The sequence below is a fragment of the Megasphaera jansseni genome (genome assembly GCF_047974155.1).
Classification (GTDB): domain Bacteria; phylum Bacillota; class Negativicutes; order Veillonellales; family Megasphaeraceae; genus Megasphaera.
This window is the reverse complement of sequence record NZ_JBHYRR010000047.1, coordinates 1-13,296: the sequence shown is the minus strand read 5'-3', so window position 1 is coordinate 13,296 and position 13,296 is coordinate 1. Positions and strand designations below refer to the sequence as shown.

The 13,296-nt window shown below is 54.3% G+C and carries 3 protein-coding genes; all 3 read right to left on the bottom strand.

Annotated features, from left to right (window positions below):
* Window positions 1-91 precede the first annotated feature (91 nt).
* The 3 genes from ACE418_RS12955 to ACE418_RS12945 all read right to left on the bottom strand — a co-directional run bounded on the left by ACE418_RS12955 (window position 92) and on the right by ACE418_RS12945 (window position 13,214).
* Window positions 92-829 (bottom strand): formate dehydrogenase accessory sulfurtransferase FdhD, encoded by a 738-nt coding sequence (locus tag ACE418_RS12955; protein ID WP_416450997.1) that lies wholly within the window; start codon window positions 827-829, stop codon window positions 92-94.
* A 2-nt stretch (window positions 830-831) separates the two neighbouring features.
* Entirely contained in the window at window positions 832-1,680 is an 849-nt protein-coding gene (gene yqeB / locus ACE418_RS12950; RefSeq protein ID WP_416450996.1) for a selenium-dependent molybdenum cofactor biosynthesis protein YqeB, read from the bottom strand.
* Between the two features lie 80 nt (window positions 1,681-1,760).
* Window positions 1,761-13,214, bottom strand: coding sequence for a YadA-like family protein (locus tag ACE418_RS12945; RefSeq protein WP_416450995.1), 11,454 nt, complete (start codon window positions 13,212-13,214; stop codon window positions 1,761-1,763).
* Between the last annotated feature and the right edge of the window lie 82 nt (window positions 13,215-13,296).

The window sequence follows — 13,296 nt, the reverse complement described above, 5'->3', positions numbered from 1 at the left end:
CTAGCCGAGGTGAAAAGGCTAAGACAGAAAAGACATAGGGTGGATTTCGCAGGCATCGAACCTGCGAAATCCATCGCCATTCATCCCCGACCTAAGAGGAAGGAGTCTTCTGGCGAAACTGGGATAAAACCCGTTCTGGATGAGCAAATATTTTGAAAGAGTCCGGCCGCAAGCCGCAGGCCAGGGTAATTTGGTACTGCTCCGCCAGGGACACGCCCAGGCTCGTCGGCAAGGCCCGCGATGCCAGGAAGCGCACGCCTAGGCCATGGACCTTTTCGATGACCGATTGGGGCACGCGGCCGCTGAAGACCAGGACGGCCTGACCGACGTCGATGTGCTGTAACTCTACGAAACCCCGCAGGCGGTCGAGGACATTGTGACGGCCGATATCTTCCGTATAGACGAGGACTTCATCCCCCTGGACCAAGGCCCCTTCGTGGACGCCGTGCGATGCGTGATGGGCCGTCGACAAGCTGTCCAAGAGGCCGCCATAAGAGCAGAGCTGCTTTGCCGTAATCGGCACAAAAGGAGGCTTTTCTGCAACCCGTGCCGTACCGGTTTCCGTCGTGACCCAGGCCGCTCCATCGTGCAGGCAGACACCAGCCAGCTTGCGGCCAGCCGATATTTTCCCTTCGGCCAGGCAGTAACCAGCGGCCAGGACATCGATATCTTCCGGCGAAGAAATGAGCGTACTGATGCGCTGCCCGTCAAGGTAGAGCGGCGTCATCACTTCGATGGCAATGGACTGATTCTTATCTGCTGCGCCTTGATAATAATCGATATAGGGCAATTCACGACACGACGAAAAATGTAAGTCATCTTGATTCATCTTCACGAAAATTCCCCCTTCCCCATCCAAAGCAGGGCCGTCAGGACGGCACCGCCGAGGCTGCGGGCTTTGTCGGAAATCGTAAAGCAATTCTCCCGTTCATCGTCCCGCGGGTCGATATCGGCAATCTTGAAGCCCTGCGGCACGCGATAACCATTGCGGATCAGCCCCCGGACGAACCCCGTCAGCGACGCCAGAACCGGCGTCCCCATACGTTCCGTCACAGCCATACCAGAAGGGATGGGCTCTTCTGTCAGGACAGCCATGGGCTGTCCTTTTTTTACTTTATCGCCAATGTGGACCAAGCCGTATACGAATCCGGCCTGCTGGCTGTGGATGACGCGCTCCCTGCCATAGCCGGCAATCAGGCCGGGAATCCCCGTATTGGCAATGGCCGTACCCTGCCAGATGATACGCCCCAGCTGATGGCCCCGCTTGGTTTCAATGACGGCATCGACGTCGACACCGGCCGTAAATCCCGGCCCCAAAGCCACCGTATGACCGGCCATGTTGCGATTGGTCCCCAGATTTTTTTTGGCCAGGATAGCGTCGACGACGGCCCAGGGCTTCAGCACCGCAATCGACGCCCCTTCCGGGTCGACAAGCAGCGGGATTTCATCACTGTCCCAAGCCTGCCGTACCTCGGACAAAGACTGACAGCGGCAGCAAGTCAGGTTCTCGACAACAGCCGTTCCATCGTAAACGGCTTCACAAAGTGCCACCTGACGCCGGATAGCCGATGGCTTCTCCACCTCCAATAACAGCAGGCGGAACCCAGCCTCATACAAAGACTGGGCCACGCCCGTCGCCAGGTCCCCAGCCCCGCGGATAATGACCAATTTATCTTCCATAAGACCACCTTTCCAGATTCAAACATCAAACATCAAACATCAAACATCAAACATCAAACATCAAACATGTCTATTATACTTTATATTCCCAGTTTTTCCATAATACGCTTCAATTTTTCCTGCGTATCTTCATTCTGTTTCTGCAACGTTTGGACTTGTTTCTTCAAATCGCGGACTTCCGCATCTTTCGCGGCATTGGCCTCTTTCAACTGGGAAATTTCTTTGACCATGGCCTTGCGCGTCGACGGATTGCGGCCCACGCCTTCCCCGACGCCGATCGTGACGCCGGCATTGACCATATTCTCGCCATTGCCAATCGTCGCCCCCATGCTGACCGTAACGTTGTCGCTAGGCCGATAGAAGGCCCCAAGGGCAGCGGCTGTCGAACCGCGGTAGTTCCCAATGCCGGCAGCAAAGCTCAAATCATCATCAGAATTGGGATCCGGATGGAGTGCTGCCAGGGCAGCCGCACCGGCACCGACCTTATTGATGCGCCGGTCGAGACGGTTGATGTGATTCCCCAAAGTATTGATAGCCGTCCCGGCAGCATCGGCTACTTTTTCTACCTTAGCATCCACTTTATCTACTTTAGTATCTACCTGGCCAACGGTCGCTGCATCGTCCTTTTCCGTGCCGTCAGCCACGCCATGAATTTGGTTGCCGCCGGCATTGATTTCACTATGGGATACTTTGACCTTGCCGGTCTGGAGCCCATCTTTGTCCAACGTCATCGGGCTATCGCTGCTGCCGATAGTCACCTTGTCAAAGGACACATCTTTCTTAGTGGAAATCTTGATGGCCCCGTTGTCGTTGGACAGTTCGATGTTATCACCGCTGGTAAAGTTCTGGACGTCGCCCGCCTTGACCTTCTTCACAGCCTTGCCGTCGATTTGGCTTTCCCAGCTGCCGTTGGCCGCATCCTTCACCTTCTGGTTCAGGTTGTTCAAGGCATCCACCACATTATTGTTCCCCTTGTTCTGGATGTCTTCGCTAATCCGGGAAACATCTCCCAGATCCGAAGCTTGGGCCACATTGTCGATGGTGATGTCTTTTCCCTGATTCGGATGCATCTTGTCCTGGACATGGAGTTTCACCTGATTGTCCTTGGAAACCTGATAGTTCCCGGTGTAGTTGCCTTCCTTGTCCTTTTCGCCTACCAGCTGGAAGTCGGTCTTGGAGGCCGCCTTATCCAGATTGCTGACAGAATCAGCTACCTTTTTCAACTGGTCTTCCGTAGCAGCCTGGCCAGAGACGATATTTTGACCATCCCAATCTTTATTCGTGAGGCCCGTGATGGTACCATGGTTGCCATCGACAGTCACCTTCTGATGGCCGCTGGTGCCGTTACCAATAGTCACGGTCCCGCCATTTCCATCAATGATGACGGAATTATTGCCGGTGGAACCGCTGCCTATCGTCACTTTTCCCTTCTGGCCATCGATGATGATATTGGCATTGTCCTTAGAATCCTGGCCCAATTTCAGCGTATCGCCGAGTTTGACCTGATAGTGGTTGGGATTGTCAGCTGCCGTTGTCACGGTGATGTTGTCATTGACACCGCTGACGGTCACCCGTTTGGCTTCCGCTTCGGACTGGGCTGCTGCATTGGCAATATTCTTGACGTCCTGAATGGTAGCGGCGTTAGTACCTACTTCATCACTTTCGTAATGATATTTCTTATCTTCCTCATTGTAGATACCGCCGCTCTTCATATGGGTGATCTGTTTGCCGTAGTTGTTGATGCCATCTTTGGTAATCATAGGACCATCGGTGATGACCACGCCATCTACGGTCTGCGTCTTGCCATCCCGGGTAACCGTTACCTGGCCTACGCTTACAGGATAGACGCCCTGTGCATCGGGAGTCCCGGCATGGACCGTAGTAAAGCTGGGAGCCTTTTTCATCTGGATGATCAGGGCATCGCTCTTCCCATCCGGTGTCTTGCCTGCAATGACGTTGAGGTTCGAAGCATCGAAATCTCCAGCCTCACCGGTTCCGGTGCCGATAATCCGCACCTGGGAGCCCAATTCAGCGTTAATGCCCTTGCTTTCTTCCGCCATCTTGTCTGCATCATGGTTTCCCAGGAAGGTGATGGGGTTTTCCCAAACCCGTTTTTCCAAATCCCGCAGCTGACCTTCTGTAGCCGCCCGGTTGGGACTGTAGCCCACATTCAGGGGATCCCAGCGAGTATTGCTGAGACCGTTGATGAAGTTCCCCGTCTGAGAACCTTTGGCTTCTTCCGTAATCACATCCTGCTGGGCTGCCGACTGCCAGCCGATTGTCAGAGGCTGTGCCTTGCTGGCTGCATCGCCGCCAAACTTCACATAGCTGCCGCCGTTGATGGTATTAGCATTGCCGTCCAGAGTGATGGAATTGCCGGCACCACCGCTGCCCAGCATGATTTTATCGCTGAGCGCCACATCATAAGAGTGGTGGATGCCGTCCGCATCCGGGGTATCCGTCAGGGTCAGGTTACCGTCCGGCTGGTTGTGGTTCACTGTCAATTTAGTAGCCACACTGGCCTTGGCTTCGATTTTCTTCAGCTGTCCGTAAGTCGCCGCATCGCTATCTTTCACTCCATCGGCCACATCATTGATGGTCTGGCTGCCGGCAGAGATGCCATTATCGGCGGTGAATTTTGCCTTATACTCCGTACTGCTCTTGGGACTCAGATAGAGCCCGTTCTTGGTCAGATGGGATGCATTTTCACGGGTATCACCCATGTAGATATCCGTCATTCCATCTAGGACTTTGGACAAGCGGACGCTGAGACCGTTGTTTTCCGCCACCACCCCGATATTCTTGTCTGTCAGGGCAGTGAGCTGCTGGGTATCGGTCTGGCCGCCGGTGATGGAGAGGGTCTGATTCAGCTGAGTCTTCACCACGTTCTGTTCCGCAGTATCCCCGCTAGCTGCCACGTAGTTATCCCCGGTGAAACGCAGCCCGTCTTCCAAAATGGCGATTTCGTGGGTATTGCCCACATTGCCGTTGTTGTAGGTCAGACGGGTAGTGGTATCGTCCGTGCTGGCCAGGGAAGCGGTCCCCATCTTGGTCATGACATTGGCCTGGGCACTTCCCATCCCCCGCAGATACAGCTGGCCAATGGAACCGGTCTCTCCATCCAGCTTGACAGCAGTCAGGGAAGCTGCATCGCTGTCTTTCTGACCAACATGGAGTTCATCCACCTGGATTTTCCGGTCCAGCTGGAGAGTCATAGTCCCATCCTTCACCGTGGTATGGATATTCTGGGCCCTATCCGGGTCCGTCGCACCGGCGATCTTCAGAGTATCGCCCAGATGGACCGTAGCCGACGTGTTGTCACCGGCTGCGAAAGTCAGCCCTTTGATGTTCCCATCATCGGCATTGATGATGGATTTGATCTGGCCGTAGTTCACCGCATCCAGGTCCGAAGTCCCGGCTTGCACATTGGTGATTTTATTATTGCCATTGTCCAAGCCGTTGCTGGTCAGGCTGACAGGGGATTTGCCCTCGGCCTGGGCGTTCAGCGTCAGCTTCAGGTTCTTGGCATCAATCACCGCCGTATCCCCGTTGTCATTGGTAAAGGTGGCACTGGTCAGACCCGTTAAGTTCTTGGCCAGCCGGATTTCCACTTCCCCGCCCTGGGTAGTGCCGTCTTCGTTCAGAATCTTAGGTTTCGTCACTACACCGATGTTATTTTTCGTCAGATACGTGTCGGCAGTATCGGACGTGACATGGGACGCATGTTCGTTATCCATGCCACGCAGTGCTACGGTGCCGTTCAACTTTTCCGTCAAGTTCTTGTCCCCATTGTCGCCGGAGAAGATATAGCCGTCGTCCAGGGTAGCAATCTGGTGGGCCGTATTGTAGTTATCCCGATAGGCAAGGCGCACAGGCTGATTCATCGTAGTGGTACCGGAACCGTTGGTCTGGTACACTTCCTGCAGGAAAGGAGCAGCCATATAGGTCTGCCCCGGAGCGGCGCTGAGGACGGAAATATCCGCCTGCGCCCGGGGATAGGTGTCACTGACATGGGTGGCATCACCCCGCAGGGTCAGGATTCCCGTCTGGTTGGCAGCATCTGCCGTCAAGGCCACGCTGTCCACACTGGTATTGTCGCGGCTGGGATAGGTGCTGCCGATGTGGATGCCCTTCAGATATACGTTATCCGCCAGGGAAACCTGCAGTGTACCATCCCTGGCCGTATCACTGCCAGAAGAACTGGTGCTGATATTGGAGTCCCCAGAGATAGTCAGTGTATTGCCATGATTCAACTTCACGGCGGAACCGGTATCCCCGGCCACATTGATGGGCTGATTCCGAGTCGTGATGACTTCGTTCAGCTGTCTGCCCGTGACCGCATCCGTAGAGGTAGAACTGATGATTCCGTCCGCCAGATTGGTCAGCCGGGTTCCCTGGGTTCCCTTGAGGGTAACGGTATCCTTGTCCGCCCCATCGTAGGCCACCGCATTGGACCCGCTCACATCAGCTCCGTTGAAGTCGGCTGCCACCGTATAGATGGTATGGCCGTCTTTGGCGCTGGTGGTGTCTTTGGTCACAGTCACGTTCTTTCCAGCTTTCACTTCCGCAGAAGCGGCCGCTGCGGCATTCTTCACATCTTCGATATTTGCTGCATTTTGCAGTATAGCACCTGCCGCATCCTTTAAAGCCGTTCCAGAAGGCAGTCCGCTGGCAACACTTGTAATCTGATTACCGCCAGCATTGATTCCGTTCTGGCCGATACTGACGGTGGAATCAGCGAAGCCGATATTCTTCAGCCCCATCAGGGTATCCGCCAGCTGGATATCCAACGTCCCGTTTCCATTGGAATAGATACCAATATTACCGCTGGTATAGCCAGTCTGAGCCGTTCCATTTCCTTTCAGGTTCAGCGTCTGGTTCAGGAACAAATCGCTTGTTATCCCGCTGTCGCCAGCCACATGAAGGCCATCCTTCATAGTAGCCAGGGCATAGGTGTCATTGCCTTCATCGGTATAATAAATCCGGGTAACGGGCAAATCCGGATCTTTCAGATAGCCTTTATCACCTTCTGCCCCATCTTTTACAAATAAATCGGCTGAAGTATGAGTAATACTAGGATTTCCTGCAGCTTTAGTCCGCTTTTCCCCCGACAGGAACAGATGCCCGGTCATGGCCGTATCGTTTTCTGCCTTAGACTGAGTCTGATACAAAGAAGCAATCCGGTCACTGTCAGCCACGTTCCCATCAGAACCGATGGTACCAAGAGTCAGGGAACGGCCCACCATATCCTGCTTCATGTACAGGCTGGTGGTCACGGAACCGTCGTCGTTCCCCACGGTCCGAGCTGTCAGATTGGCTTTGGAATAGTCAGCATCCAAAGCATCATCCAGAGTCTGGCTGCCCGTCAAGGCCACATCCGCCCCCTGGAAGGACGCCGTTTTTCCCAGGGTCAAAGTAGCTTTCGAGCTGTTATTGCCGGCAAATACGTCCTGTGCATCATGGAGTATGCTTTGTACGTCCCCGATGCTGGCGGCGTTGTTGTAATCTGCCTGGCCGGTGACCGTGGTATCATAGGTGGAAACCGTTCCATCCGTCCCGGTGATGCCGCTGCCCAGATTCTTGATCCGCTGGGATCCGGCGCTGATGCCACTGCGGGTGAAGCGTGCTGCCGTCGTATCCGTCGTTGTCCCCAAAATCAAGCCGTCTGCATCCAAATAGCTGGTTGCTGTCACATTGCTATCGCTATCTTTCTTTTCGAAGGTGGCACTGGTCATATGAGTCAAGGCGTCGTCCACATTAACCGTATAAGTAGTCACTTTATGGGCCGTCTTTGAACCCACATGGGTATTGGTACCGTCGCTCAGTTCCGTAGTCCCGCCAGTCACGGTCCCTGCACTAATCTGATCCACCAGACTCTGCAACTGGCCTTCTGTAGCCGCCCGATTAGCCTGGAGATTGTTCTGATCAAAGGTGGTATTGTTCAGTCCAGTGATGGTGTTAGTCTTGGGATTCAGGGAAATATCCTCGACTGTGACCCCTCCGTTGGCCGTAACCAGGCCACTGGTGGTCAAAGCTCCGGCGATGATGGCCCCGGTACCGGCATTAAAGGAAATCGCATTCCCGAAAGAGGAAATCCCTGTATTGCTGCCGTCCAGGACGACCTGGTTGTCTCCGGTACCCAGGGTAATCTTATTATTCAGTTTCAGTGCGTAGTCGGCCCCTTTAGTCTTGCTTTCGTCTGTAGTCGTCAGCGCCAGGTTGTTGTCTCCCACACTAACTGTAGTGTGTTTGCTGGCTTCTGCTTTTGCCTGACTGGCTGCTTCCTGGACCTTATAGAGCTGTCTGCCGTTCACCGCATCGGTGGAACCGGACCCAATGGCGCCGTCAGCAAGACCACTGATTTTACGCTGCCCCAAATTAATGCCATCGCTGGCGGTAAATACGATAGATGTCTGGGAATCTCCGGAAACAGGATTTATCTTCAGTCCGTCTCCTGTCAGGGTGGTTTTAAAATCAGATCCGCTGACTTCTACGCTTGTAAGCCCAGTCAGTGTTTTGCTGAGGCCTACCTTCAATCCATCAGTATCTCCCGTAACGTTCAGGTTGCTATCTGCGCCTTTCACAGGTAAAGTTCCATTCAGGTTCACCGTCGTACTACCGCTGTCCCCGGCAAAGGTCATGCCGGCACCATCCAGCCGGATAGTCAGCTTCGTAATGTCACCCGCATTCTTCGTCACCTTCTGGTTGGTGGCAAAGAGCTGGCTGCCGTTCACCGCATCGGTGCTGCCTGCACGGAGATTTCCGGCCAGTACATTCGTTACTTTCTGGTCGTTGGCATGGAGCCCATTGCTGTCGATATAGGTCTTCGTCCCTACTTTATAAGCTGGGGCCGTCACCCCGCTGGCATCGATCTTCGTCTGGGCGGCTCCGCTGTTGAAGGTGGCATCGGTCAGGCCCGTCAGGCTCTTGGCCAGTTCCACCGTCAGGCCGCCGTTGCCACTGGAGACCACGCCGATGTTGTTCGTGGTCAATTTTCCCGTATCTTTAATACCCCCAGTGATGCTCAGGATACTGTTCAGGGCCAGGGTATTGGCCGTACCTGTATCTCCGGCAAAAGTATATCCGTCACTGGTCAGGGCCACCAGATGGGCATTGTTTTGGGCGTCCAGATAGTCCAAGCGGGTATTGCCGCCGGTATCCTGATCGGCCGTCAGGTAGAGTTGGGAATTATTCTTCCCCTTGATGCCCACATAGCCATAGGTATCTGTCCCCACAGTATTTTCACCCAGGATGACTGGATAATTCACCTTTCCTGTAGGACTGTCTTCCTTAGAAATTTGTTTTCCCACATAAATCTTGTTTTCCTGGATTTCCGGAGCCATGGTCACAGTCAGTTCACCCTTGTCGGTGACCTGGGTGCTCAGGTTCTTGTGACTGCTGTCACCGCCGGCCCCTTTCAGGGTCACGGTGCCGCCGAGGGCCACACTGGTGGGGTTCGTATGGGAGCCCGCCGCACTTTCAGCCCCGAAGGAAATTCCCTTGGCCGAACCGTCAGCGTTCAAAATATTCGTCAGCTGGCTGCCGATAATAGCATCGGTAGAAGTGCTGGAAATGGTTCCAGCCGCTACATTTGTGATTTTCTGTCCTCCATTATTCAAGCCACTGGAGGTGAGAGAAATCCCTGTGTTCCCCAAGGTCAGGCCGGAGCCATTGATGGTAGTGGTTCCGAACTGGGCACTGGTCAGGTCTTTCAGTTCCTGGCTCAGCTTGATGGTCAAAGAGCCGGCGTCACTGCTGGCCTGGACGCCGATATTGCCATTGCTGAGTTTATTGGCATCGGCCCCACCTTTGATCTGGAGGTAGTTGGTAGTGGTGTTGTTTTTCCCATACTCTGTAGACCGGAGTTTCCGGGAAATGACATTGGTCCCGGAAACCGTACCCGAATCACTGTCAATCTGCACTTGGGAATTGTCCCCGCCAAAGGTCAGACCATCAGTCAGAGTAGCCAGATGGTGAGCATGACCCTCCTGATCCGTATATTCCAGACGGGTCATCCGAGACTTGCCTTCGCTGTCGAGATAGTTAAAATCACTCCCCGGAATGGGGGAGCCGGCATAAGACGTGATAACCGCCGAGGTCCCATTTCGGCCGTTGATGCCCACATAGCCGATGGTGGCATCGGTTTTGTCCGTTCCCAGGACCACGGGATAATTCACCCGTCTGTCCGTCGGGTTGGCCAGGGCCGACCCCACATCGATCCGGTCTTCCAGCAGTTCCTTATCCAACAGAATCTGGAGCACGCCGTTTTCATCCACATAGGTTTTCAGATTGGTGCCGGAGTAATTTTCATTGCCTTTATTCCCGGTTCCCTGGATCAGGATGGGATTTTCCCCCAGTTTCCGGGCAATGGTGCTGCCGCCATTGCCTCCTACCTGGATGGCCTTATTTTCAAAGGTGGAGAGATTGCGGGAAATGGCGCTCAACTGGCCGAAATTCACGGCATCCGTTTTTGTCGTCCCATCAGCCAGACCGGTGATTTTCTTGCTGCCCATGAAAAGGCCATTGCCGTTGAGGGAAATATCCGAAGTCCCGTCTGCCGTGGAAGCCTTCTTTACGGTAATGCCGGTTTTGGCCGTCACAGAATCAAAGGTAGGCGTGGTGGTCATGACCACTTCCAATCCGTCTCCTTTGGCATTTTTCCGCACACCCAAGTTGGCCGTGCTGGCTGCCCCGTCTTTCAGGGCATCCCCGGTGAGGCCGCCGGTGAGTTTAAAATTACCGCCCAATGACTGGGTGACTTTCTGATTGTCATTGCCCGTCAGGGAAAGCCCTTCCTGTTCCACCGCTTTCAGCTGAGCCACGTTCACAGCGTCCGTATCATTGGTGCCGGCCGCCAGGTTAGTGATTTGACGGGTATAATGGAGAGTTCCTGTACTCGTTTTAAAATCTCCGCCTACAGAGACGGCTCCTATGGTAGAAGTCCATACGGAATCAGCCTGATCCGCCTTTTTACTGCCACTGAGGTACCCTGCCAGACCAGCAGCCGTATTCGCCGTGGAACCCGTGCCCAAGGCCACGCCGCCGGTAGCCGTGGCTCTGGATGTGCCGCCCAGGGCCACGCCTCCATAGCTGGAGACATTGGCACCGCCGCCCAAAGCCACACCGCCGAAACCGGAGGAACTGGAACTGTTGCCAAAGGCAATAGCTCCCGTCCCCTGAGCTTTCGCGTACGGACCTATGGCCATTGAACTAAAGAGCGTATCATCATTCGATGCACTTCCTGCTAAAGAAGAAAAGCCGATAGCCAGGGAGCCCACACCATAAGCCTGGGCCTTATTCCCCGCTGCTAGGGAATTGTTCCCATGGGCCCCATCGTTCAGGTAATTGCTGCCAGTTCCCGTATCAGACGCCTTGACGCTGTAATAGCGGGTGGCCGTCTTGGCTACGTTCTGTTCCACCTTTTCGATGGACTGGGCCACGCCGTAGAGCTGGCTACCATTGATAGCGTCTGTGGAAGTATTATTCACCCGGCCTGCTGCTACGTGGGTGATGGTCCGGGTCTGTTCCGAAGACCCGCTACCGGATCCTACGCTGATGGTCCCAGTAGGATTCGTACCAGCAAAATTATAGGTAGTGGAGCTGGACGTTTCCCCATAGGTATCCTTGATAGACAGAGAAGACGTACCTACGGTATTCCCATTATTCACTTGAGAACCGGCGCCTAAGGCAACGCTGGTCTTATTGCCGTTTTCTGCATCCACAAAAGCGCCGCTGCCCAGGGCCACACCTTTGTCCCCATTGACTTTTGCGCTGTACCCCAAAACCGTACCTTCGGTGGCATTGGCTTCGGCCGATGTACCTACAGCAGTAGCGTGTTCTTTATTGCTCGTGACTTTGGTCTGATAACCGATAGCCACGCTGCCACTGCCCGTACTGCTGCTGTTCTGGCCCAGAGCCAAGGCATCCGTGCCGCTGGCCACCGCACCGGTGCCAAAAGAAGCAGCCCCGCTGGCTGTGGCTTTGGCATCGGCCCCGATACTCACAGAAGCACTGCCAGTGGTGGTATTGGAATCGCTCATAGCACCAATGTGGACGGACCGTTCCGCCGCGGATTTGGCGTTGCCACCGATGGATACGGAATTGGCATAAGCCCCGGAACCATGGCCGATAGCTACGGCGTTATCATTCTGGGCGCTGGCATCCTGGCCCAGGGCTACACTGCTGGTGCCATGAGCCACGGCACCGGTGCCGATGGCCGTCGCTCCCGTATTGGAGGCTTGGGCCCCATTGCCCAGGGCCGTTCCCTTTGTCTGAGCCTGTGCATTGACGCCTACAGCTGTAGACTGGGTGCCTGTAGCGCCATTGTTGTTGTAGTTGCCGGCATTTTTCAGGCTGTCATCGCTGTCCGAGGCATTGTTCTTCGTGACGCTGACAAAATGGCCGCCGCTGCCAGAACCAGAACCGCCGCTGGCGCTCAGATCAAAGGTCCGGGAACCGTCATCGTTGTATTTGGGGGTGATTTTCACCGTGCCATCCGCCGAAGAAAGAGTAGTCATGGAAGCCTTCAGCTGGGCCACGTTGACGGCATCATAATCATTGGTCCCGGCAGCCAGTCCGGTCAATTGGCGGGTAATCCATTTCGATTTATCTCCGTTCGTAGTATCCCCGATAGAGACTCCTGCTGTAGTAGATTTCCAAATCGGAGTAGAAATGGCACTCTGAAATGTATTGTTCTGGATATTCCCTGAATTGGACCCTTCCCAGGGCAGATATCCCCGGACACCCGGTTTGGTCGTCCAATTGGAAACAGAATAAGCCCCCAGGGCTACCCCATCTTTGGCATCGGCTCCGTCCACTTTCGCTCCATAACCGATGGCCACACCAGCTTCCGCTCCGTTGACAAGAGAATCCGCCCCCAAAGCGATGGAATACGTTCCGTTGGCGTTGGCGCCCTTTTCTCCCACGTTATTGCCCCCGATGGCAATCCCGTAGGGATGGTCCGAAGAGCTGTCCTGCCCGATGGCAATGGATCCCTGATTATTCACGATGGCATTTTTCCCGATGGCAATCCCATAGGGATTATTGTTCGCCTGAGCCCCGGTCCCGATAGCTACCGCATCCGTCCCATGGGCTTTAGCTTCTTTCCCTAAAGCGAGTGCTCCTGCCAGTGTGGATTCAGAAGAATGACCGATGGCCATGCCATCATCTGCTGTGGCGTGAGCCGATTCACCCAGGGCTATGGAAGAGGTCCCTTGGGCAGATGCACTTTTCCCGATAGCAACAGCGTTGGCCTTTTCTGCAGACGCCAAATCGCCAATGACTACATCATAGGTTCCTTTACCGGAAGAGCCATTACCAAAAATAATGCTGTAGTCACTGCCTTCTCCTGTATTTCCGATGGCAATAGAGTAATTGTACAGTTTGCTATTGTATTGGGCCTTGCCGAAACTAAAGCCGTGTTTCTGGCTGTCGTAAGCAAATTCTCCATCATTGAATAAAACGGTCCCATAGAATTTACTGGTCCCATAAACGAATAAATCCCCTTGGGTATTAGGATAATCGCCAATAGTCACACTACTGTATAGTCTCTTCCATATATACAACAAACGGTCATTTGCTTAAATCCGGGTACAAAGACACCAGTTTGACTCTGGC

Coding starts and splice junctions, on each gene's coding strand:
- ACE418_RS12955 (WP_416450997.1), bottom strand. CDS start 829: ATGAATCAAGATGACTTACATTTTTCGTCGTGTCGTGAATTGCCCTAT.
- yqeB (WP_416450996.1), bottom strand. CDS start 1,680: ATGGAAGATAAATTGGTCATTATCCGCGGGGCTGGGGACCTGGCGACG.